The 22,540-nt window shown below is 61.2% G+C and carries 18 protein-coding genes; 11 read left to right on the top strand and 7 right to left on the bottom strand.

The window, feature by feature from the left end; translation table 11 throughout:
* Positions 1-9 precede the first annotated feature (9 nt).
* The 5 genes from ACQY4K_RS15125 to ACQY4K_RS15145 all read right to left on the bottom strand — a co-directional run bounded on the left by ACQY4K_RS15125 (position 10) and on the right by ACQY4K_RS15145 (position 5,725).
* Positions 10-969, bottom strand: a complete 960-nt coding sequence (locus ACQY4K_RS15125; RefSeq protein WP_428391016.1) for an SDR family NAD(P)-dependent oxidoreductase — start codon at positions 967-969, stop codon at positions 10-12.
* Positions 970-1,324: 355 nt separating this feature from the next.
* Complete coding sequence (locus ACQY4K_RS15130) at positions 1,325-2,857, bottom strand: carbohydrate porin (RefSeq protein WP_428391017.1); 1,533 nt, start codon at positions 2,855-2,857, stop codon at positions 1,325-1,327.
* Positions 2,858-2,950: 93 nt separating this feature from the next.
* Positions 2,951-3,592, bottom strand: a complete 642-nt coding sequence (locus tag ACQY4K_RS15135) for a hypothetical protein (RefSeq protein WP_428391018.1) — start codon at positions 3,590-3,592, stop codon at positions 2,951-2,953.
* Between the two features lie 354 nt (positions 3,593-3,946).
* Positions 3,947-4,558 carry a VOC family protein gene (locus tag ACQY4K_RS15140; protein ID WP_428391019.1) on the bottom strand — a complete coding sequence of 204 codons (612 nt, stop codon included), beginning with the start codon at positions 4,556-4,558 and terminating at the stop codon, positions 3,947-3,949.
* Between the two features lie 48 nt (positions 4,559-4,606).
* Positions 4,607-5,725 carry a LacI family DNA-binding transcriptional regulator gene (locus ACQY4K_RS15145; protein WP_428391020.1) on the bottom strand — a complete coding sequence of 373 codons (1,119 nt, stop codon included), beginning with the start codon at positions 5,723-5,725 and terminating at the stop codon, positions 4,607-4,609.
* Positions 5,726-6,206: 481 nt separating this feature from the next.
* Between ACQY4K_RS15145 and ACQY4K_RS15150 the strand changes: the two genes are divergently transcribed.
* The 7 genes from ACQY4K_RS15150 (at position 6,207) to ACQY4K_RS15180 (ending at position 14,649) form a co-directional block, all read left to right on the top strand.
* Complete coding sequence (locus ACQY4K_RS15150) at positions 6,207-8,093, top strand: NAD(P)-dependent oxidoreductase (protein ID WP_428391021.1); 1,887 nt, start codon at positions 6,207-6,209, stop codon at positions 8,091-8,093.
* The gene (gene eno / locus ACQY4K_RS15155; protein ID WP_428391022.1) at positions 8,090-9,397 is read left to right on the top strand and encodes a phosphopyruvate hydratase; all 1,308 of its coding nucleotides are present in this window, start codon (positions 8,090-8,092) and stop codon (positions 9,395-9,397) included. The genes ACQY4K_RS15150 and eno overlap by 4 nt, the downstream gene beginning before the upstream one ends.
* A gap of 81 nt (positions 9,398-9,478) precedes the next feature.
* Positions 9,479-9,865: a nuclear transport factor 2 family protein gene (locus ACQY4K_RS15160; protein ID WP_428391024.1), complete on the top strand. Its 387-nt coding sequence runs from the start codon at positions 9,479-9,481 to the stop codon at positions 9,863-9,865.
* Positions 9,866-9,939: 74 nt separating this feature from the next.
* A complete protein-coding gene (locus tag ACQY4K_RS15165; RefSeq protein WP_428391025.1) occupies positions 9,940-10,794 on the top strand; it encodes a fumarylacetoacetate hydrolase family protein in 855 nt (284 codons plus the stop codon).
* A 14-nt stretch (positions 10,795-10,808) separates the two neighbouring features.
* On the top strand, positions 10,809-12,047 hold the full coding sequence (locus tag ACQY4K_RS15170) for an acyl-CoA dehydrogenase family protein (RefSeq protein WP_428391026.1): 1,239 nt from the start codon (positions 10,809-10,811) through the stop codon (positions 12,045-12,047).
* A 24-nt stretch (positions 12,048-12,071) separates the two neighbouring features.
* Positions 12,072-13,286 (top strand): acyl-CoA dehydrogenase family protein, encoded by a 1,215-nt coding sequence (locus tag ACQY4K_RS15175; RefSeq protein WP_428391027.1) that lies wholly within the window; start codon positions 12,072-12,074, stop codon positions 13,284-13,286.
* A 115-nt stretch (positions 13,287-13,401) separates the two neighbouring features.
* Positions 13,402-14,649: an acyl-CoA dehydrogenase family protein gene (locus tag ACQY4K_RS15180; protein ID WP_428391028.1), complete on the top strand. Its 1,248-nt coding sequence runs from the start codon at positions 13,402-13,404 to the stop codon at positions 14,647-14,649.
* 373 nt (positions 14,650-15,022) lie between these two features.
* On the opposite strand, the gene ACQY4K_RS15185 is transcribed toward ACQY4K_RS15180, so the two are convergent.
* Complete coding sequence (locus ACQY4K_RS15185) at positions 15,023-16,432, bottom strand: MFS transporter (protein ID WP_428391029.1); 1,410 nt, start codon at positions 16,430-16,432, stop codon at positions 15,023-15,025.
* Between the two features lie 953 nt (positions 16,433-17,385).
* On the opposite strand from ACQY4K_RS15185, the gene ACQY4K_RS15190 reads away from it, so the two are divergent.
* Entirely contained in the window at positions 17,386-18,438 is a 1,053-nt protein-coding gene (locus ACQY4K_RS15190; protein WP_428391030.1) for a Rieske 2Fe-2S domain-containing protein, read from the top strand.
* A gap of 220 nt (positions 18,439-18,658) precedes the next feature.
* On the opposite strand, the gene ACQY4K_RS15195 is transcribed toward ACQY4K_RS15190, so the two are convergent.
* On the bottom strand, positions 18,659-19,345 hold the full coding sequence (locus ACQY4K_RS15195) for a TetR/AcrR family transcriptional regulator (protein WP_428391031.1): 687 nt from the start codon (positions 19,343-19,345) through the stop codon (positions 18,659-18,661).
* 186 nt (positions 19,346-19,531) lie between these two features.
* On the opposite strand from ACQY4K_RS15195, the gene ACQY4K_RS15200 reads away from it, so the two are divergent.
* From ACQY4K_RS15200 to ACQY4K_RS15210, 3 genes are all read left to right on the top strand, one after another.
* Positions 19,532-20,758: an acyl-CoA dehydrogenase family protein gene (locus ACQY4K_RS15200; protein WP_428391032.1), complete on the top strand. Its 1,227-nt coding sequence runs from the start codon at positions 19,532-19,534 to the stop codon at positions 20,756-20,758.
* Positions 20,755-21,249: a flavin reductase family protein gene (locus ACQY4K_RS15205; protein ID WP_428396154.1), complete on the top strand. Its 495-nt coding sequence runs from the start codon at positions 20,755-20,757 to the stop codon at positions 21,247-21,249. Before ACQY4K_RS15200 ends, ACQY4K_RS15205 begins: the two co-directional genes overlap by 4 nt.
* An 86-nt stretch (positions 21,250-21,335) precedes the next feature.
* Complete coding sequence (locus ACQY4K_RS15210) at positions 21,336-22,532, top strand: acyl-CoA dehydrogenase family protein (RefSeq protein ID WP_428391033.1); 1,197 nt, start codon at positions 21,336-21,338, stop codon at positions 22,530-22,532.
* Positions 22,533-22,540 lie beyond the last annotated feature (8 nt).

Here is a 22,540-nt window from a genome sequence, read left to right on the forward strand (position 1 = left end):
TTGAACAAGCTAAATGATATGCGGCACTTCGATGCGGTCTGATTCGGCGTAGCGGGCGGCCTCCGCAGGCAAGATGGAGTCGCTCCAGTCACGTGCGCTGAAACGGCGCCCGGTGACTCCGTTCGACTCGTCCGATGCAAGCCACAGAAGCGGCGGCGCCATGATTGCCGGCGGCAATAGTCCCTTTTGATAGGCCTCCGTTCCGCGCGGCGCTTCGCCGGCGCGGAACGGAGGCGCACGGGTGCCGACACCTGGGCCGGGAATGGCCGCCGTGTCGCTCGCTCCCCCCGGTAGTAGCACATTGACGGTAACACCGGTTCCTTCCAGCTCCGCCGCCCAGATACGGCTGCTTGCTTCGAGCGCAGCCTTGAGCGGTCCATACGGACCAAAGCCCGTGTGCACCAAAGTTGGCCGTGACGTCGAGATGTTGACGATCCGACCGAATCCCCGGCCGATCATGCTCGGTATACACGCTCTGGTCATAAGAAACGGGCCGCCAAGATTAGTCAGAAGCATCCGGAGATAGCCTTGGACATCGGCTTCCCAGAACCGATCACCTTGACTGGAATGCTTCAGCTGCGGTGCTGTTGGCAATCCCTGTTTTAGATGCGCCAACCGGCCGATCTCATCGAATTGCTCGACCGGCCCTCGTGCAGCGTTATTTATCAGGATGTCGACCGAGCCGAACGCAGCTTCGGCGGCCCGCGTAACACGCTCGCATGCATCGGGGTCGGAAACGTCCGCGACCATGCTGACGCAACGGCCGGCTCCAAGGGCATTAGCAGCCGCCTCGGTCTCGCCCAGCTCTCCCGCAGCACGCGCGCCGGTAATCATCACATTGCCGCCCTGTTGGATCAGCGCCAGAGCCATCACGCGTCCAAGGCCGCGGCCACCGCCTGTTACGATCGCACTTCGCCCTGCTATGGATGAGTAGCGCTGTTCAGTTGCCTGGATTTCCTGCTGAGCCAATTTACACTCCATCCACCGTAATTAACCTGCACGCCACCGCTATCCAGCGTGGCCACCATCCGAGATCTGCACGACGATTGATCACCATACGTAGCTAGGAACTGCATTTCTCCGTTAAACGACTACCTTACAGCTCACCTTAAGCCGCTAATCTACAAACGCTGTTACCCGAGTCAAGTTGAGGGAGATAAATCCTACTTGAAGAGAGTTGAGCAAAACTATGCAAGAGGCAAAGCCGCCGCCTGCTCCATGAGCGTGCTCTGCTTCGCTGCCACATAAGTCGGCTCGGCACCCAGGAGCTTGATTGTCAGACTGATGACTCAAGATGATGAAAGACGCATCGATAACGGGACCATCAGAACGGTTTGTTGCTCGTTCCTAACAAGAACCCTAGCGGGATAACTGCGGCTACGCTGGCTATGAAGCCATCAGTCGGGCGCCGTACCTGCGCGGGATCAAAAAGGTTGTCCGGATTGACGACGTACTGCACGGACGGGGACAGGAAGAGCCACGGTGTGACGCCTATCCTGCCGACGACTTCGAACGCGTAGCCGTCACGGGGTTGGGAGTGACCGGGACCGGCAAAAATGTTCTGGGTCTGGGTCTCGTAATTTGCCTCTATTGCACTCAGACGCTGATAATGTGCCTGAAGTCCCAATGCATCGAACGGCCGTCCCGGTATGAAGCCCGTGCAATTCACGCCTATGACCGAATCCATGTCGATCGGCTGAGGTTTGTCGAAGGATGCATCCACCGAACCGTATAAGGCGATGTTCGGTGGAGGTCCGAACGGAGTCTTCGCCCCGCGCCACAGAACCTTTTCTCCTTGGAAGAAGAAGAGGCCACCTCCGGGATAAGCCGTCGCCTGATTGAACGGCGTAGCCAGCACCGCCCCGCCCTTTACGTTCGAAACGCCGCTGCGCGTGTTTCCCTCCGCACCTAGTTCAAAGTTCGCCGGATAGTCCGCATTACTGAACTCGCTGCGGTAACCCACCTCGCCGAGGATCTGAGCCCCAGAAGCGCCGGTGATGCCAAAATTATTCCCGTTATAGGCAGAACGAAAGTAATTGTCCTCGAAAGCACCGGCCTGCACATACCATTTTGGCGTAAAGTGGTAGGTCGCACGGCCGCCCCACACTGGAAAGGGAACAACGGGAAAGTCTCCGTCGATTGTGAAGGTGCTTGAAAAGGTGGAAAAGAAATCAAGCCCGTTCTGGAGGAGAAAGTATTGATAAACGTTTGTTCTGCCGGCTTCGATCGACAGTCTGCCGTCAAGAAACTTCTGTTCATAGGTAAGTTCGGATAAAATGACAGGGCTGGTACTCGGGACCGGCGTGGTCCCAAATCCGGTTAGGAAACCACCGGTCTCCAAAATGATCGGAGGGATGTTGCTTCTGAGGCCGAAGAAACTGACGGTGGTATGGATATTGCCACCAGTAATGCCGAATAGTGTTCCGAGGTCGAGATCTGCCGACAACCCAATCGTAGCGAGGTTGTATGTTCGCCCGATGATATTTCCGGCTGTGGGATTGGCGAGGAAATGATCGAAGGCGATGCCGTGGATATCGATGCCATTGCTGAGCAATGTCTGACCGACCCCCGGGAACAGCCCGGTCAGCGGGGGGCCCGAGGTCGGAAGCGGGATGTTGCGGAGAGCCAGAGACTGCGTCGTGTTGTTACTCGGGTTGGTCGATATTCCAGAAGCGCTGCCTTGATTTCCTGCACTAGGCTGGCTTGGGGAAGGCGACAGTTCTGCTTGCGCAAAGGTCTCGATCGATGTGTCTGGGGTGGATATGATATTGACGGACGCTGGCTCGGTTGCGTTCGCGACCACAGGCAGGAAGCTGGTAACAAGGATCGCCGATGCAATCCGCGCGCTTTGATACATGTACGTTTCCTTGCGTGACCTGGCGTATCTTTTGCCGCCTGTAATCCGCACCAGTTTTTGAACGAAGGCCTTGTTGATCCACTCGATCTTTTGTCAACCGGTAAAGGGGTTGCCGCTCACCCTGCGACAGGTCGCCCGTGGGGAATGCTGATCTGGACGGCGGAAATGTCGCTCTGGCCCGTGAGCGGCGACTCCCGCCTCGACGTGGACCCCACAATTGACACGGCGTCGCACGACCGCCGCTTCTTCCTTGCTCACTCGAAGCTCGGCTTTGCCGCTCGAAACTCGGCTTCCTCGCTGATTCGCATCTCGGCGAGCGAGCACGGCGCCGCCATCGTTGCGCAACAGCAGGGGTTTCATGGTCAGGAGGTCGATCTTCTCTCCCATCTCCCGCGCCACGAGCTCGACTATCAGCTTGTCTTCTCGGTCGAATGCCGCAATCAGGCCTTCACAAAACACCCTCAGAGGCCCCGCATCTTCGGCACGGAGCGACCCGGGCCAGAAATAGTGAGTCGTCGTCTCGGTCTCGGGCGTTTGGCTGAGAACCATCAGGGTGTCGGCCTCGAACTCGAGATGGCATTCAACCCGCGTGCAGCCAAACACATGTCTGAACGTCCGCATATCCAAGAGATACGAGAAGTCGGGGATCATCGAGCGGTCGCGTTCCTTGGGATCGCCTGGCCAGAACCAGATGATACCGTCTTGCTCCACGATCGGGACGCTCTGGACGTGCATGGTCCTCCGAGCATTTTCATCGAGCGGGTGGGCCGCGCTTTGTCCCGAAGCATCAAATATCAGTCCATGATAGGGACACATCTATACCTTGCCCCGTGAAAGCGGCGCGAATCGAGTTCGAGACCGATCACGCCGCGCCACGACCTCGCCGTTTTTCTTGCGGAAGCACACCGAGGTGTCGTCGAGCGGGCATCGGGTTATCGGGGTTTTCGACACCTTGTAGATCCAGGCACCCATATACAAGACATTCATCAGCATCTCAGTCACACCGCCTCCTCTGTGTGCGGCCACTCCAGGGTGGTGCGCATGATCGGGCATTCTTGCTATGCCCTGCTTATTGGTGACCGGGAACAGCTACAGCGCGGGCTCTGTCATCTCGGCGCTACTGGGAATGGGCAAGCCGATGCCCGGGAGCGTGTCCGGAAGGAAGTCTCCTGCGCGCATGGCCGGATGTAGGCTGTCGAACGGCCGGCCGGCCGCATGCGCTTGGAACACCTTCTCCGGATCGAAGAAAGTGCCGATGGGATCGCGCTTGAACTCGGGCGAGGTGCGCATCCACTCAGTGGACTCCTTCCAATTACCAAAATTGTCGCTCTGAAGCTCCACGAAATTACCCTCCGGGTCTTTGTAGTAGAGGGAGATGGTTACGCCATGGTCGAGACAGAAGGCGGGGAGGATGCCCTCCCTTCTCATGCGGTCATACGACGACATCAAGTCGGAGAACGTGTTGTATTCAAACGCGCTGTGATGGATACCGTTATGCCCGATCTTCTCGGCATCATCCGATAGGCCGGGCACCGACAAGAAGGCAATACGGTGGTTCGCCTGATCGTTCGTGGTCCAGGCGTTGTTGTCGTCCTGAAATGTCACTTCCAGCCCAACCACCGTGCGATACCAGGACACCATCTGGCTTAGGTGGGTCGTCTTAAAGGTGACATGGTGCAACGCCGGCTTGATCGTCTCCATTGTGCTTCTTTCCCCGATCATGTTGGCTTCCAATGTGCTCTGCATTCATCAACGCTTGGTTGTGCCGATAGCTACTCGAGCCATTGTAATAGAGCTCGTCTTTGCGGGAGGTGCGGTTGTGCCTCTGATGACAAGTGAGGCACGGGTGATCGAGGCGTGTGGACGTTGGCCTACGCTCTTGCTCCGCAGCCGATTGAGAAACCACAGCCCGCATGCTGTTGCGAGTTCCTCGATGGGCATCTGCAATGTCGTCAAGCCTTCTCTCCACCACTTGAACCAGGAGGGGTCGCCGAAGCCGACGATCGAAAGCTGGTCGGGTACCGCGACCTTTCGCGCGTGCAAGGTTTCGAGCACGCCGAGCGTCACTTGCACCGAACCGGTGATTATTGCGGTCGGAGGCGTCCCGCAGGCGAGCAGCCGCGCCGCGGCCTGAGCGCCGAAGGCAACGGTGGTGGAACCCAGCTCCTCAACAGCGCTTGCCGGATCGACGCCGGCGCCGCGAAAGGCCGCGCGGAACCCGCTCACGCGCGCTGCCCCGGTCGGAAGCGAGGGTTCGCCGCCGATATAGGCGACACGGCGATGGCCGAGGTCGAGCAAGTGGCGTGTGCCTGCTTGCATACAGTGCTCATCATCGATCCCGAACCAGTCGGCTGAGAGGGCAGGCAGGTTTCTCAGCAACTGCACCCGCGGCAAGCTGCACAGCATAGCCAAGGCTTCGCGCCGCGGGTTCGCGGTCGGCACCACGATAATTCCGGCTACGCGCGCCGCGACGAGTTCCTTGACTTGCCGCGCTTCGAGTTCACGGTCGTCTTCTGTAATGCACAACGCAAGTCGGTAGCCCTCACGGTCGCAGCACGCCGACAAGGCCTGGGCAATCGTTGCGTAGAAGTCGTTGCGGATGTCGGGCAGCACGAGCCCCACGAGCTTACTGGATCCGCCGCGCATGACGCGGGCGGCCTCGTTCGCGACATAGCCGAGCGATTCCGCTGCCTCCCTGACGCGGGTCTTGGTTGCGGGGCTGATGCGCGGATCGTCCGCCAGGGCGCGACCAATCGTAGACACCGATAGGCCGAGATGCCGAGCGACAGCCTGAGCCGTGACAGTCGCGTCGCCCTTAGCTGCTGATGCGAACGTTAGCATCTGTTGAGAGTGGCCAGTCTTTTTCATGGTGTCAAGACGTCTCCTATCGCGTAGCCAACTTGGGCGAATTGTGCGACGCCAAAGATATCTTTAGCTTTCGATTTTGTGAAATTCGCGCCGTTGACCCTTTGCTAACGATCGCATAATGCTGTCTCGGGTGGTGCGTGGGTTACTCAACCTTCACCCTCAGAGGGAAGGTGCCGTGCCCTGTGCTGTCAGACGCCCAGCCTGCCTAGGAACCAGCCGTCCGCATTCGCAGGCAGGGATGCCAAAGTGCCGGGTCACATCAGACCCCATCGGGCTGAGGCCAGGTTGGCGCCAAGCCGCGAACGAGGCCGATAATGCATTCGCATATCGCAGTCACAGCGTTCGTCCGCGACATTCCGTTAAAGAAGTTGACATCTCCGAGAGCATCGTGATCCCGCATATCAAGATCATCCATTCCGAAGCGGAGACGGATGTCCTCAGGGGCCTGCCGGAACACGAGTCCCGCCTGGCGGCCATCTAGATGGCGCCGCGTGTCGTCCTCACGGATCGCGCCTGGCCGGATCTTGCGGTCGAACAGGGCGTGTTCGACGCGGCCGGACTGGAGCTGGTGACGGGTCCGGCAACCGCCGGCAACGCGGCCGAGATCGAGGCGCTGATCCAGACCAATGATCCCGCTGCTATCATGACTTGCTGGGCGCCCGTGTCCGCCGCCGCGATCCGTGCAGCGCCGAAGCTGCGGATCATCGGGCGGCTCGGTGTCGGGCTCGACAACATCGCGGTCGATGAGGCGAGCGCACGCGGCGCGTGGGTCACGAATGTTCCGGATTATTGTGTGGAAGAGGTCTCGGACCATGCGGTGGCGATGCTGCTCGCCCATTTCCGCGGCGTCGCTCGAATGGACCGGGAGACCAAGTCGCTCCGTTGGAACCCGGCGGGCGTGCGCTTGGCGCGTGTCCGGGAGCTGACGGTCGGCATTGTCGGGTTCGGGCGCATCGGCCAGGCGACCGCCCGCAAGCTCGCCGCCTTCGGCTGCAAGATCATCGTCGTGGAAAGCTCCAGGCTTGCCATGCCCTTCGGCATCGAGCAGGTGATGCTGTCCGGATTGCAAGAGCGGGCGGACGCGATCGTGCTCCACGTGCCGCTACTCGACACGACGCGCGGCATGATCGACGATGACTTTATTGCCGCGTGCCGCCGTCGGCCGTTCCTGGTGAACGTGAGCCGGGGTGGTCTGGTGGACAATGACGCATTGCTGCGGGGCCTTGGCAGCGGCATGTTGTCGGGAGCGGGCCTTGACGTGATCGAGGGTGAACCCTCGCCGCCGGCCGGGATCCTCTCCCACCCGGCTGTCATCGCGACGCCCCATGTCGCCTTCCTGTCGGACGTGTCGCTGATCGAACTGCGTCGTCGCGCGTCCGAGGAGGTCGTCCGGGTTCTCGGCGGCCAGGACCCGCTGCATGCGTGTAACAGGCCCGTAGGCGCGGCCACCCCGAACCCGGCAGGGTTCGACCGCGGCGTCGCCAGCGAAATCCGTGTGATGGAGGGTCCCATCGGGCCCATCGTGGTGAAACGTGCTCTGCCGCGATTGAAGGTCGCGGCCGAATGGCTGTCGGACCCGTCTCGATCGTTGGTCGAAGCCGCAGCCTTGGAGACGATGGCCGGGATCATCGGGCGAGATGCGGTGCCGAAGGTGCTCTGGACCGACCCCTCGCGGCACGAGTTCGCCATGGAGCTGGTCCCGCCACGGCTGCGGAACTGGAAGCAGGACCTGCTGACCGACCGCGTCGATCTTCGCACCGCCGCGCGTGCCGGTCAGCTGCTTGGCCAGCTTCACGCAGGATCGGGGAGGCGCGACGAGATCCGCCAGCACTTCGCCGACAGGCGCTTCTTCGAGGAGCTGCGCATCGCGCCCTATTTCACCCGTATCGCCGACCGCAACCCCGACCTGGCGCCGCAAATCGACGTCATCGTGCGCGGCATGGACATGCGTCGGCAGGCCTTGGTGCATGGCGACTTCAGCCCCAAGAACATCCTCGCCGACGGAAGCGATGTGGTGCTGCTGGATTGCGAGGTTGCGCATTGGGGCGACCCCCGGTTCGACGTCGCGTTCTGCATGACCCACCTGACGCTGAAGGCGCTGCGCCGGAACGCGGGGTCCGCGGCAGCCCTCACGGCCGCATCTCTGCAACTTCTGGACTCCTACCGGCAATCCGGCCCGGCAATTCTCGACGGCGATCTTATCCGCATCCTCGGCTGCCTGATGCTGGCGCGGCTGGAGGGAGATTCGCCAGTCGACTACCTCAAGGATCTTGATGTGCCGGCCACCAAACGGATCGCGGTGCACCTCATCGTGGACCCGTTTGCACGCAATGAGATCGGCATCCCCATTCCGGAGACCTCTTCATGACCAGCCCCTCTTGCATCACCCGCATCCATGCGCGCCAGATTCTTGACTCGCGGGGACGGCCCACCGTCGAGGTGGATATCGAGCTTGCCGACGGCAGTACCGGCCGGGCTTGCGCGCCGTCGGGTGCCTCGACCGGCCGGCATGAAGCCTGGGAGCTGAGGGACGGCGATCAGGCCCGGTTCGAGGGCCGAAGCGTGTTCCAGGCGATCGACAATGTCCGCACCGAGATCGCGCGCGCGTTGTCCGGAGCAGACGCAATGGCGCAGAAGCGAATCGACCACCGCCTCATCGATCTCGACGGCACCGATGGACTGCGCAGACTGGGAGCCAATGCCGTCGTCGCCACCTCGCTCGCGGTATGCCGGTCCGCCGCCAGTCACGCCAGGATTCCGCTTTACCGTCATATCGCGGCACTCGCGGGCACGGCATGCCCGACGATGCCGATGCCGATGGTGAATATTCTGAGCGGGGGTGCGCATGCCGGGCGGAGCATGGACCTGCAAGACTTTCTCGCGGTGCCCGTTGGCGCGCAAAGCTACTCGGAGGCGCTCGATATGGTCGGGCGCGTCCGTTCGGCGGCCGCCACGGTGATGGCGGAGGCAGGCCAGTCGGTGCTGCTGGCCGACGAAGGCGGGCTCAGCCCTGGCTTCGACCGTGCGGAGACCGCTCTTGATCTGATGATGGCTGCCATATCCCGCGCCGAGCTGCGGCCGGGCTCGGACATAGCGATCGCGCTCGACGTCGCCGCCAGCGAGCTATTCGCGGACGGCCTGTACGAGCTGAAGGGCGAAAAGCGGCGGCTGGACGGCGGCGACCTCGTCGCCCTCCTCGCTGATATCGTGGGGCGCTACCCGGTCATCTCCGTCGAGGATCCGCTCGACCAGGACGATTGGGACCATTGGCGCCAGGCCACGCTCGCCATGCCGGGTGTGCAGGTACTCGGCGACGACCTGTTCGTTACAAACCCCAAACGCATCGCCAGCGGCATCGAGCGCGGCGTCGCCAATGCCGTCCTGATCAAGGTCAATCAGAACGGGACACTCACCGGAACACTGGAGGCGATGGCAGCCGCTCGCGCGGCAGGCTACGCCACGGTCGTGTCCGCCCGCTCGGGAGAGACCGAGGATCCCTTTATCGCCGACCTCGCGGTTGGCACCGGCGCAGGCCAGATCAAGATCGGCTCGGTGCGCAACTCGGATCGATTGGCCAAGTACAACCAGCTCCTCCGCATCGAGGAAGACCCTGGCATCGCCTTCGCGGGCACGTCCGGCATAGCCGGGCAGACCGTGCGCGCGGCCGCCTGATGGGGCGCCGCGATCGTCAGAGAGCCCGCATGACAGTTTTCATCTCCCCCAACCAGCCGTTTGCACACGCTGCGCGACGCAATGGAAAGTGATCCCATGGATCAATCGACGGAACTGCTCCAGCTTGAAACCCGCCGCTGCGATGCCATGATGGCGGCCGACTTCGACGAACTCGACAAGCTGCTGTCCGACCAGCTGACCTGGACTCATGCCTCGGCACGGCAGGAGACAAAGGCCAGTTTCCTGGCCATGCTGCGTGCCGGAAGCACGCGCTATCTCGAGATCAGGCGCTCGGAAGAGCGTGTGCGCTCATATGGCGACGTCGCGGTGCTGACCGGGGTCGCCGACATGCGCGCGAGTATCAATGGCGAAGATAGGCGGCTCTGCAACCGCTACACCAATGTATGGGCCAAGACAGGCGCGTCCTGGCAGATGGTAGCCTGGCAATCCACTGCGGTGCCGCAGTGACCTTACCCGTGGCTGATACGGATCACTCCAGCTCTTTCCCAACCACCTGACACTGCCGAAGCAAGGAATGGAATATGCGGCTGATTCGATTTCAGGATGACAAAACGCGGATCGGTGCGGTGAAGGGCACCGGCGTCGTCGACCTGGTGGCAGCGGGAAGCCGCTGGACGACGATTCGCGATATCGCTGGTGCGGGGCGGGAGGCCTTGGCCGAGCTTCACGCACTGGTCGAGAAGGCCGACGCCACGCGCGCGCTCGCGGACCTTCGCCTGCTGGCGCCGATCGAGCGGCCAGGCAAATATCTGGCCATCGGCATGAACTATGCCGCGCACGTGCAGGAGGCTGACAAGCTGGGCGTCGCACGCGCCAAGCACCAGATCTGGTTCAACAAGCAGACCTCGTGCATTTCCGGGCCTTACGACGAAATCAACCCGGGAGTGACCGAGAAGCTCGATTATGAGGCGGAACTTGCGGCGATTATCGGCGCGGCCGCCAAGGGAGTCAGCGAGGCTGATGCTTCGATGCATGTATTCGGCTATTGCGTGGCCAACGACGTCTCCGCGCGTGACTGGCAGTTCCACACGTCGACTTTCACGATGGGCAAATCGTTCGATACACATGGACCGATCGGCCCCTGGATTGTGACCGCAGATGAAATTCCTGACCCCCACAGCCTGGGCTTGCGCTGCTACGTCAATGGCGCGTTGCGGCAGCAGAGCAATACCGGCGGGATGATCAACAATCTCTGGGCGCAGATCGCCTATCTCTCGACCGCGTTCACGTTGGAAACCGGTGATCTGATTGCGACCGGCACTCCGGAGGGCGTAGGCATCGGCATGGAACCGCCGATGTTCCTCCAGCCGGGCGATGTGATCCGCTGCGAGATCGACGGGATTGGGGCGATCGAGAACAAGGTCTCTCGGACCTAGAACACCGTAAATTCATGGACGAAGCGCAACGTGCCGCAGTCCGGGGAGAGGACGAGATGAACTTCCAGAGTAACCTCAAGCCCACGCTTTCACGTGACGAGCTTCTTGATCAGGCTCGTGAAGTTGGTGAGCTGGCTTTTAGCTGCCGTGAGGAGACGGAGCGTGAGCGGCGTATGCCTGATGAAGTGATGGACAAGCTCCGCGCGACGGGGCTGACGAAGCTCATACGTCATCGCAAGTGGGGAGGTGCCGAGACCGATCCGATGACGTTCCTGGATATCGGGCGCGAGATCTCGCGGGCTTCGACCTCGCTGGGCTGGCTCTATTCGCTGCTCGGCTTCCACGAGTGGTATATGGCGTTCGCGTCCGACGAGCTTCAGCACGATGTATGGGGAAATGATCCCGACGCCTTCGTGTGCGACTCGTTCGCTCCGGTCGGCCAGATCGAACGCGTTGCGGACGGGTATGTCCTGACCGGCCGGTGGCGGTTCGCCAGCGGCATCGAGTGGGCGGGGTGGATCGGCGTTGGAGGGATCACGGTCGCGCCGGACGGGGAACATCCGGAGCATCTGCTGTTCTTCGTTCCGCGGTCTGACGTGGTCATCGAGGATGACTGGCACACGCTTGGGCTGAAAGGCTCCGCGAGCCGGGCGGTCACGATCACCCGGGCCTTCGTTCCGGCGCACCGGGCGTTCCCGCTTGGGCGTGTCGCGGTCTCCCGCGGCGCGGTGGTGAATGACGGCCCGTTATGGCGGGTGCCGTTGATGAGCCTGCAGGGGCTGGCGATCCTGATTCCGACGCTCGGCACGGCGCAACGGATCGTGGACGAGTTCAGCACCTGGACCAAGGCGCGGCTCCGGCCGTATGAGGGCGGGGCGGCGGCACGCGAGGCGCCGGCGCCGCAGCTCGCGTTGGCTGCCGCGGCGACGCAATGGGATGCCTGCCATGCGCTTGCGGAAAAATACGCGCAGGAAGGCTGGGACCGCGCCATTTGCGGCGAATCCTGGGTCCTGACGGAGGAGGAGCGTGCCAAGCTGTTCTCCTGGCGGGGCTATATCGGGCGCTCCTCGATTGAACTCAGCGACCAGCTCTACATTGGCTCCGGCGCCATGGCCTTGTTCGACTCGCATCCGCTGCAGCAGCTGTTCCGCGACATTCACTCGTGCGGTGTCCATATCGGCATCGACCGGGCAGACGCCTATACGAGCCGCGGCCGGGTTGCGATGGGCTTCCCCGGCCATCCGTTCCACTGATCCGTTGCATAGAAGGAGCTCGAGATGTTGGACACGGTCGTAAAGCGCGATTATTCGCGGGCCTTGCAGTCCGGACCGCCCACTTCCCTCGAAGAGATCATGTCGGAGGTCCGGCGCCTTTTGCCGGCGATCCGCGCGCGCGCTGAGGTCTCCGAGGAAAACCGTTCCATCCCGCCGGAGTCGGCAAAGGAGTTTCTCGACGCCGGCCTGGCACGCATTCTGACCCCGAAGCGATTCGGCGGCATGCAACTAGGGCTTCAGGCCTGGGTCGACGTCGCCGTCGAGCTCGGCAAGGCGGATGCGGCGCATGCCTGGTGCGCGAGCCTGATGATCCACCATCCGCACTACATTGCTCAGTTCCCGGAGGCGGCGCAAGCTGACGTGTGGGCCAATGGTCCGGACATCTGGATCGCGGGTACACTGACACCGACCTCGAAGATCGAGCAGGTCGCGGGTGGCTACAGGATCGTCTCGTGCTCGATACCCTACGTGAGCGGCATCAATCACGCCAGCTGGAGCATGACCGGTGCGATGCTGCCTGGTCCCGACGGCGCCCCGGATTGGACCATTTTTCTTGTCCCGCCCGGCAAATACAGGATCGTTGATACCTGGCACACCACGGGGATGCGCGGGACCGGAAGCAATACGCTGGTGGTCGAGAACGTGTTCGTACCGGCGGAACATACGCTTCGGATCGCCGACATGCGCGATGCCACCACGCCCGGTCGGACGATCAACAACGGGCCGATCTATCGCGCGCCGTGGGTCACCTACATCGGGCTTACGTTCCTGGCCCCGATGCTCGGCGCGGCACTTGGCGCACTGGAAGAGTATCGGAGCTGGACGGCCAAGCGGGCGAGCCTGTTCGGTGCGCAGGTCGCGGAATACACCAGCATCCAGGTGCACCTCGCGCGGGCCGCGGCCAATCTTGACGCGGCTGACCTGCTCATGCGTCGCTGCATCGAAATGACGGAGGCGCCGGAGCCGGCGTCCGAGGCCTTGCGCGCCCGCGCTTATCGTGATCAGGCGCGGACGTCGGAGCTTATCGTCGAGGCAATGGACATGGTAATGAAGATCTCGGGCTCAGCCGGCTTTGCAAGCTCAAGCCCCATTCAGCGTGCCTGGCGCGACATCCACTTCGCGGCCAGCCACGTAAGCCTCAACCCCGAAATCAGCTTCGCCGCCTGGGGACGCCAGCAGTTCGGGCTCGAACGGGATCCAAAGCAGACCATGTATTGAGTCGTAGTAACCGCGCTAGGGACGCACCGGCCGTCGCGCCCGCAGTCACGGTTCGTTTAATCGATCGCCCGCTGGGCGGCGTGTCCCATTCTTATACGCATCGAGGAGAACAGAGATGGTTCCGGTTTCGATAGCGGCTCGGTTCGAACGACGTGAGCGCACAGCCGACGAAATGGTAGAGATGATTGACGGCGCGCTGCCCAGGCTGCAGGCGAATGCGCTCGGGGAAGAGAAGGCTGGCCGGCTCTGCGACGACACGATAAAAACGTTGGACGAAATCGGGGTTTTCCGGATGAGCTCGCCTCGGGAATATGGCGGGCTGGCCTTTTCAACCGAGGAACAGGGCCGGGTTTATACGTCGGTCGGGAAGATCGCAGGGTCGACGGGCTGGGTGAGTTGGGTAACCACCACGCATGGGCGGTGGATCGCCATGTTCTCCAAGAAAGCCCAGGACGAGGTCTATGGAATGGATTGGATGGGGCCGCGCATTTCGGGAGTGCTCGCGCCGCATGGCCCCGGTCAGGCTCGCCGCGTGGATGGTGGATTTATGCTGAGTGGTCGCTGGCCCTTCTGCAGTGGCTGCCGCCATACCGCCTGGTCGATCCTCGGTTCCATGTGTCAGATGCCGGACGGACAGTCTGATATGATCATGCCCCTCGTATGCACTGCCGACGTAGAGATTCTCGACGATTGGGCGGTTAGCGGGATGAAGGGCACCGGTAGCAATACGGTCCAGATCAAAGAGGAGCTTTTCGTCCCGAACTATCGTGTGCTCCGGATGAAGGACGCGAATGCCGGTAGGTGGGCGTCCACGCCTCCCGTCGGACAGGTTCTCTTTCTGAACAATTTTATTGATTATACTACCATAACGTCGGGATCGACCCCTCTGGGGATGGCTAAAGGCGCTCTGGACTATTATAGGGAAAGACTTGAGAAGCGCGGGATTATCGGCACCGACTACAAGGTCCAGGCCGATGCTCCTGTCGCCCATCTACAGCTTGCCGAGGCGATATCCCGGATCGACGCGGCCGAGCGGCTTCTGTCAGCTGATTGCAACGAGCTCGACCGGCGAGCGGCGGCCGGCGAACCCTCCGATGACTTATTCCAGACGAAGATAAAGTTCGACGTTTCATCTTCCGTTCGTGGATGCTGTGAGGCAATCGAAATTCTTCATCGTGGGAGCGGCGCCTCCACCATTCACGAGGCCAATCCGATGCAACGCTATGCACGCGACATCCGGGTGGCGACTGTGCACGGCCATCTCAACTATGAGACCTGTGCCGAGAATTACGGCCGGGCGTTGGCCGGAAAGCCGTTGTTTGGGAGCTTCTCAAACCTTGAGAAACAGATTCCGGTTGGTTGATCAAATTTTAGGTTTGCCTGGAAGGTATGTTCGCGTGACGATGTTCGCGTCAGCCGCTCGCGATTGTCCATAGAATTCCGCTTGTGTGCTGTGGCCCCGCGGCCGTCACGGAGCGGCGGGAGGTCATGGCGCGGTGAGGGCCTGACGGTCCAGCCGCTCCTCGCAGGCCGTGCGATCCGGTGCGACGAGCAGACGCCCCGGCTATAGGCTTTGAGCAGCTTCCTCGTCCACAAGGTCACGGATCAGATGGGCAGGATGACCGGCAGCGACGAAGCCCGCATCTGTCGAGCCATATTCCGCTGGTGTCCGTGAACCTGAAATTCACATACGCGAATTCCAGGTTCAGGTCGACACGAGTTCGTTGATTATGCAGTCACGCGGTATGCCGAGTACCTTTCGAGACAGCCTCTTGTGAGCTTCTTTCGAACACTGGGATACCATGTTCGACTGTCCCGAGCCGAGACTTGTGCCAACCGAGAACGAGGATCGACAGGAAGCCCAAGAATGGCATCAGGGCCATCACCAGGAAAACCTGTTCGCCAAGACTGCCGGTGGCAGTCATCAGTAAGCCGATCGAGAGAGGCAGCAACACCTCGCCGAGCTTGCCTGCTCCCATGGCCCAGCCGACTCCGGTGGATCTCATGGCGGTAGGATAGATGATGGCGCTCAACGCCAGCATGCCGGAAGTGCCCAGGCCGGCAAAGAATGTAATGATGGCAATCACATCGATGACTATCGACACTCGGGAACTGGCCGCAAAGCCCAAGGCCGCCGTGCTGAGCGTGGCAAGGAGGAATGTCAGCGCCATTGTTCTCGTCGACCCGAACTTCTCCAACAGACGACCGACGCCGGCCGCGCCGAGTAGTGAGGCGATGCCGCCGCCCATGCCCACGATCAAGGAAGCCGCGGGGAGTGAGAAGCCATGGTTGTGCAGGAGAATCGAGCACCACAAGAACATAGCCGCCGTCATCCCGAAGGCGACCAGAAATGCGACCCAGAGCAACAGCGTCTCGATGCCCCGGCCACCCGCAAACAGGCTCTGAGTCGGGATTTCGGCGGTTTTCTCTTCCCTGCCGACAAATCGCACCCCGCTCGGCAATGACGGCAGGATACGCGACGCGATACGGCTGATCTGGGGGGAGTTTGGTTTGCGCACGAGCAGGAAGCGTATGGACTCCGGGAGCATGATCACAAGGAGAACGGAAATGATCAGGGGCAACACGCCGCCCACAAGGAAGATCATCTGCCAGCTGTAATGTGACAGGATATAGGCATTCAGAGCCGCTCCCAGAATGACTCCGAGAGGAAAGGCGCTCCAGATTAGGGTCGTCACCCTCGCGCGGCGCGACTGAGGCGCATATTCGGACGCGAGCGCGATGAAACAAGGCACGGAACCTCCCAGGCCGATGCCGGCCAGGAAACGGGCGAGGAGCAGGCTGCGGAGTGTGTCGGCAAACGCCGTAGTGGCGGTGAACACGCCAAAAGCGAGCGTTGCGATAATCAGCATGCGCTTGCGCCCGAAGCGGTCGGAGAGCGGCCCGAACGTCAGCGCGCCGACCATGGCGCCGAAAGTTCCCGCTGAAAAGATCGGACCGAGATGCGCCAACGAAAGATGGAGCCGATTGATAATGAGGGGTGCTACGACGCCGATCGATGTGGTGTCGCTGCCCGCTAACAACGAGACCGAGGCGCAGAGTATGGACACCGGGATAAGTAGCCTGCTGGCTGGCCCGTCATCTATCAGTTTAGCTATATCGACGGTTTCCTCGATCTCATTGGACATGGCTGTTCCTCGATCTGGTTATGATTTTTGTAAGGATCGATTTGGGCACCTCAAGAACGCAGGGCTAGACGATCCTAAAACCGACATGGCTAGATAGGTCTCGTTCGGGAACGAATCGGAGAGCGGCCGCACTAGTCCCGACTCTGAATGCCTGGGTTCCGAATAGCCGCCTCAAACTGGCCTTGCACGCCGCTACAAGACCGAAATAATCTAATCCGGCGGGGAAGAAGACATCGGCTCTCGCTCCAAAAGGGCCAAGTTGTTAGCTTTAAGTTTGCCCAAGTCAATAACCAAACGGCATGGTATGATCTTAATTCCTATTTGAGAAGTCAAGGCACAAACTGCACTAGCTACTGCTCTATCTGGCCTGCGGGACATGTCTGGTTGCAATACCGGCTCATGGTCGGCTGGGGCTCAGGCTCGCCGGTGTCCTCGAACAGCGATGGCACCGACCAGCCACGATTCATGCTGCGCCCTTGCGCTGCAAGGTTGCATTACCTCGGGCAGGTCGCGGGTCAGCGGTTCGGCTTTCGGACCGCCAGGGCGACAATGCCCGACAGCAGATCAGGTCCGGGACTTCGGCTTGCGGCTCTCCGGTTCTTGCTTCCAACCGCTAGTCGGCAAGTAGGGCAACATCATGATGGAGCGGGATCTCGTCCAGGTAAGAATGACGAGCGAAACTGCATCCCCGGGGCGGCCATCGGCAATGAGCCGCGATCGTGCTCTGGTTGATCCCAATGCGGGCGTGAGCAGATCCATTTGGACGCTTCATACAAGATTATGGACTGCCGTGCAGTTCCTGTTCGATGCGGCGCGCCTATAATCGCACTTAATCGCTCCTGAGGTCCGGGCCCAGCCAGGCAAACGATCGTCTTTGTATTGAGAGACGAACGACACACCAATCGGGCTTTTGGTCGTCAGATACGTGGGCGTTAAATCCTTGAGGAAATGACATGACGGACTATCTGATGAATGCTTGGTATATGGGCGCCTGGTGCAACGAGGTCACCGAAAAGCCGATGTCACGCCGCCTGCTCGGCGTCAACACGCTGTTCTACCGCAAGACGGATGGGACCGTGGTGGCGCTCCGTGATCGCTGCCCGCACCGCTTCGCGCCGCTCTCGAAGGGCAAGGTCATCAACGACCAGATCCAGTGCCCGTACCATGGTCTCGTGTTCGACGGCACCGGCCAATGCGTCGCCAACCCGATTACGAGCGATACGCGCATCCCCGAGGCCGTGCGCGTGCAGCGCTTCCCGGTGGTGGAACAGAGCAACATCGTCTGGTTCTGGCCCGGAGACCCGGCGAAATGCGACACTTCGCCGATCCCGCAATTCCCCTATTTGTCGGACAACATGACGTATAAACACGTCTACGGATTAACTCCGGTCAAGGCGCATTTCGAGCTGGAAACCGACAACTTGATGGATCTGAGCCACGTCGACATGGTTCATCCGGGATTCTCCGGTGTGTTCAACAAGACGAGCAAGTATACAGCCGGTCGGAACGGGAACACGGTGTTCTCGAACTGGGTGACGACCGACGCCAAGAACGCCCCGGTAATGGAGCAAACTTCGTTCCCGACCAACGGCGCGCCTATCGACCAGTGGCTTGAGATGTCATGGCAGCCGCCGGGCGCCATGTATCTGGAGGTGGCGGTGACCAGGACCGGGGAGCCACGTTCGGCAGGCTATTCATTGAAGTCGGTGCACATCCTGACCCCGGAGACGGAGCACGACACGCACTACTTCTGGTCGGCCGCCATATACAGCCATGAGCACGTGCCGCTCGACCTGTTCCGCGCGGGCTTCAACAACGCGTTCGACTTCGAAGACAAGCCGATGATTGAAGCGGTCGCGGCAGAGATGGGCGACGAGATCGACCTGCTGTCGATGAAGCCGCTGCTATTGCGCTCGGATGCCGGCTCGGTGCTCGCCCGACGCGTATTGAAGGAGCTGATCGCGAAGGAAAAACAGGAGTACTATCAATACGACCGCGTCGGCTGAACTGGATCCATAGCTGGTTCAGAGGCAGTGCGCCGCAGGCGGTTGCGTTACGCAAACATTGCGATATATCATGAGACAGGCTCGTGACTGCGTAACCGATCCCGCGCCACCATGGTCATCGTCCTTGCGGCCGCTTAGGCTCAAGAACGTATAGGCTGAACACGTCAGGCATCGAGTAGTCCAGCAATCTGCAACGCCACAGGCGCTACCGCTTCGTCCGTCACGATATTTTTAGCTCATTCACCGGGCGCTCGTGAACCGCATGATCTGCAAGCCGTCGATCAGGTTCGTGCCCGGATTGAAGATCCTGTTCTGTGCTGGGAGTCCCGTAGGCCCGGAGAAAAGCATCAACGGCAAACGGTATCGCTTCATGCCTCTCGATCTGGAAATTGGCGCCGTATAGCGCAGCCTCAAGAAAGTCCACCTCGATGAGACCCTTCAGATGGAGTGCCGCTATGATCGGGGAGGTGTCACGTAAGCGTCCGCGCTTTATCTGATCTGCAAAGAACCTGACAAGCATCATCATGGCATGCCGAGGTCCCTGCTCGAACAGATGGGCGCCGAGAGAAGAGCTCGCCCCCTCAGCGACCGCGGTGCGCGTGATTGCCAGCACATCCTTTTCAAGGATGAAGTCGAGATAGGCGCTCGCGAAACGCTCAAGATTTGCTCGCAGATCGTGCGTCTCCGGATCGAGGAGCGCCATGATTTGGTCACCGCGCCCCTCATAAGCCACCTTTATCGCGGTCTCGAACAACTCCTCCTTGGACTGGAAGTAGCCATAGAGCGTGCCTTTTGAGCCACCAAGGCGGCGCGCGATCATCGTCATGCTCGTCCGTTCGAAGCCGACCTCTCGGAACATGTCCAAGGCGACCTCGATGATCGCCTGTCTCCGGTCTTCGGTCCTCACGCGCACGCTAGTTCCCCAGGCATTTGAGCCGCGTTTAGCGTTTTCACTTGACACCGGCAAGAGCCGAGAGCATCTTTACCGTACCGTACGGTCATCGCCATACGGTATCAACTTAAACAATAATAAGAACCCGAATAGGGTAGCAAAGGGGGAGTGAGCCTATGATAGCGATAGCCAGCAGCCCGGATGCGTCCCCTGGGCGCTGCGCGTCCGCCAGGGCGCACGACCATGTCTGAGGGTGCTGCATCAGCGGTCAATCTATTATTGGCCGTCAAGGCAATTGCGCACACCTTGCAGAGCGATGCCGTGCAGGCCGACGTTCAGGGTCGGCTCGGGGACGCCTCCGTCAATGCCTTGCGCGAGCACGGGCTGTGGCGCATGCGCCTGTGCCATGACCTAGGGGGATTGGAGCTTCCTATCGTCACGCAGATTCAGGTGCTGTCGGCGCTGGCTGCCGAGGATGCCTCCAGCGCCTGGTGCACGATGGTCGCCAACAGCTCGGTCGCCGTGCTCGGTGCGACCATGCCCCCCGCCGCGATCGACCGGATTTTCGCCCAAGGCGTGCCTGCCTGTTCGATCGTGGCCGCTCCCGGAGGGGTCGCCACACCTTGCGAGGGCGGGTACAGGCTCAACGGCACGTGGCGACTGGCGAGTTCCATCCATCACGCGAGTTGGGTTCACGCGACCGCCTTTGTCGACCGCGATCCCTCGCGCGTGCTGCCGCTGGCGATCCCTGCCGGCGACGTCGAGCTGCTCGATACGTGGAGCGTGGTCGGACTGTCCGGCACCGGATCGAACGACTTCAAGCTCACGGACTACTTCCTGCCGACCGAGCTGACCGGATACGAGGACAACCCGTATGGTCAGGTTCGAGGGAAGCGCCGATACGATCTGGTGGAACTCGAATACGTCGAGAGCTACGAGCACCTCGCGTTTGCGATCGGCGTCGGCCGGCGTGCGCTGCGCGAGTTGCGTTTCGTTCTGGCCAAGCCGTTGGCCGGCCGTCAGGTCGCCGATCGCGAAGTCGTGCAGGGACAGTTCGGTCAGGCCGTCGTCAAGTTGCAATCGGTCGAGGCGCTAGGATACTGGCTCTACCGTCGTGTCGACGCCGCGGCGACCGGCGCGTTGCAGTCCTGGTCACACGAAGATCAATATCTGCCGCGAGCCTTGGCGGTCTGGGCGACGCAACTCGCGCTCGAATGCGTTCAACTGGCATTTCATCGGTCCGGATCAAACGCCATGCATCGACCGAGCGTGTTGGAGAAACTGCTACGAGACATGAGCGTGGCTGCGACACATGTGGGCGTCGACGATATCGCTTTCGCCTCCTATGCCCAGCATCTCATGGAAACCGGCGCGCCGTTGGAGCTCTCTGACGGAGCTGCCTTGGGAAACGGACGGTGGCGGGCATGAATCCTCAGCATTATCGCGAGTTCTTCGGCCAGCTGCCCACCGGCGTGACCGCCATCGTCGCCAGATCGGCCAGGGGTCCCGTGGGGCTCATCGTGGGCACGTTTTCCTCGGTGTCTCTCGATCCGCCGCTCGTCAGCTTCATGGTCACCAACGCTTCCCGGTCCTGGATTGCGGTCAAGGCCGAGGGCCGGTTCACCGCCAATATCCTGGCGAGCGACCAGAGACGCTTGAGCCAGACGCTCGCGGGTTGGTCGCCAGACAAGTTTCGCAGTGTGGTTTTCGAGCAAAACGAGGCGCATGTCATTCGTGGCTGTCTTGCCTGGGCAGACTGCGTTTTCGAGCGAGAAGTCGAAGCGGGCGACCATACCATTGTTCTTGCTTCTCCGCGCGAGTTGACGGTCGCGCGCGCCGCGAGGCCGCTTATCTTTTTCCAACGCGCCTACCATCGCACGTTGCCTGTAGAAGACTTCCGCGCACCGGGTTGGGGTTGAACCCCAAACGCAGTTGATATCAAGAACCAGATTGATAATAAGCGCGTGGCCCGATAACAGCCCCCAAACCTTGAGGAGCCAAAGTAATGAATAACTACAGTTCCATAAAAACCGGCTTATCACGTGACGAGCTTCTTGATCAGGCTCGTGAAGTTGGTGAGCTGGCTTTTAGCTGCCGTGAGGAGACGGAGCGTGAGCGGCGTATGCCTGATGAAGTGATGGACAAGCTCCGCGCGACGGGGCTGACGAAGCTCATACGTCATCGCAAGTGGGGAGGTGCCGAGACCGATCCGATGACGTTCCTGGATATCGGGCGCGAGATCTCGCGGGCTTCGACCTCGCTGGGCTGGCTCTATTCGCTGCTCGGCTTCCACGAGTGGTATATGGCGTTCGCGTCCGACGAGCTTCAGCACGATGTATGGGGAAATGATCCCGACGCCTTCGTGTGCGACTCGTTCGCTCCGGTCGGCCAGATCGAACGCGTTGCGGACGGGTATGTCCTGACCGGCCGGTGGCGGTTCGCCAGCGGCATCGAGTGGGCGGGGTGGATCGGCGTTGGAGGGATCACGGTCGCGCCGGACGGGGAACATCCGGAGCATCTGCTGTTCTTCGTTCCGCGGTCTGACGTGGTCATCGAGGATGACTGGCACACGCTTGGGCTGAAAGGCTCCGCGAGCCGGGCGGTCACGATCACCCGGGCCTTCGTTCCGGCGCACCGGGCGTTCCCGCTTGGGCGTGTCGCGGTCTCCCGCGGCGCGGTGGTGAATGACGGCCCGTTATGGCGGGTGCCGTTGATGAGCCTGCAGGGGCTGGCGATCCTGATTCCGACGCTCGGCACGGCGCAACGGATCGTGGACGAGTTCAGCACCTGGACCAAGGCGCGGCTCCGGCCGTATGAGGGCGGGGCGGCGGCACGCGAGGCGCCGGCGCCGCAGCTCGCGTTGGCTGCCGCGGCGACGCAATGGGATGCCTGCCATGCGCTTGCGGAAAAATACGCGCAGGAAGGCTGGGACCGCGCCATTTGCGGCGAATCCTGGGTCCTGACGGAGGAGGAGCGTGCCAAGCTGTTCTCCTGGCGGGGCTATATCGGGCGCTCCTCGATTGAACTCAGCGACCAGCTCTACATTGGCTCCGGCGCCATGGCCTTGTTCGACTCGCATCCGCTGCAGCAGCTGTTCCGCGACATTCACTCGTGCGGTGTCCATATCGGCATCGACCGGGCAGACGCCTATACGAGCCGCGGCCGGGTTGCGATGGGCTTCCCCGGCCATCCGTTCCACTGATCCGTTGC

The sequence above is a fragment of the Lichenicoccus sp. genome (assembly GCF_965276875.1).
Taxonomy (GTDB): domain Bacteria; phylum Pseudomonadota; class Alphaproteobacteria; order Acetobacterales; family Acetobacteraceae; genus Lichenicoccus.

Coding starts and splice junctions, on each gene's coding strand:
- ACQY4K_RS15130 (WP_428391017.1), bottom strand. CDS start 2,857: ATGTATCAAAGCGCGCGGATTGCATCGGCGATCCTTGTTACCAGCTTC.
- ACQY4K_RS15135 (WP_428391018.1), bottom strand. CDS start 3,592: ATGCACGTCCAGAGCGTCCCGATCGTGGAGCAAGACGGTATCATCTGG.
- ACQY4K_RS15140 (WP_428391019.1), bottom strand. CDS start 4,558: ATGGAGACGATCAAGCCGGCGTTGCACCATGTCACCTTTAAGACGACC.
- ACQY4K_RS15145 (WP_428391020.1), bottom strand. CDS start 5,725: ATGAAAAAGACTGGCCACTCTCAACAGATGCTAACGTTCGCATCAGCA.
- ACQY4K_RS15150 (WP_428391021.1), top strand. CDS start 6,207: ATGGCGCCGCGTGTCGTCCTCACGGATCGCGCCTGGCCGGATCTTGCG.
- eno (WP_428391022.1), top strand. CDS start 8,090: ATGACCAGCCCCTCTTGCATCACCCGCATCCATGCGCGCCAGATTCTT.
- ACQY4K_RS15160 (WP_428391024.1), top strand. CDS start 9,479: ATGGAAAGTGATCCCATGGATCAATCGACGGAACTGCTCCAGCTTGAA.
- ACQY4K_RS15165 (WP_428391025.1), top strand. CDS start 9,940: ATGCGGCTGATTCGATTTCAGGATGACAAAACGCGGATCGGTGCGGTG.
- ACQY4K_RS15170 (WP_428391026.1), top strand. CDS start 10,809: ATGGACGAAGCGCAACGTGCCGCAGTCCGGGGAGAGGACGAGATGAAC.
- ACQY4K_RS15175 (WP_428391027.1), top strand. CDS start 12,072: ATGTTGGACACGGTCGTAAAGCGCGATTATTCGCGGGCCTTGCAGTCC.
- ACQY4K_RS15180 (WP_428391028.1), top strand. CDS start 13,402: ATGGTTCCGGTTTCGATAGCGGCTCGGTTCGAACGACGTGAGCGCACA.
- ACQY4K_RS15185 (WP_428391029.1), bottom strand. CDS start 16,432: ATGTCCAATGAGATCGAGGAAACCGTCGATATAGCTAAACTGATAGAT.
- ACQY4K_RS15190 (WP_428391030.1), top strand. CDS start 17,386: ATGACGGACTATCTGATGAATGCTTGGTATATGGGCGCCTGGTGCAAC.
- ACQY4K_RS15200 (WP_428391032.1), top strand. CDS start 19,532: ATGCGTCCCCTGGGCGCTGCGCGTCCGCCAGGGCGCACGACCATGTCT.
- ACQY4K_RS15205 (WP_428396154.1), top strand. CDS start 20,755: ATGAATCCTCAGCATTATCGCGAGTTCTTCGGCCAGCTGCCCACCGGC.
- ACQY4K_RS15210 (WP_428391033.1), top strand. CDS start 21,336: ATGAATAACTACAGTTCCATAAAAACCGGCTTATCACGTGACGAGCTT.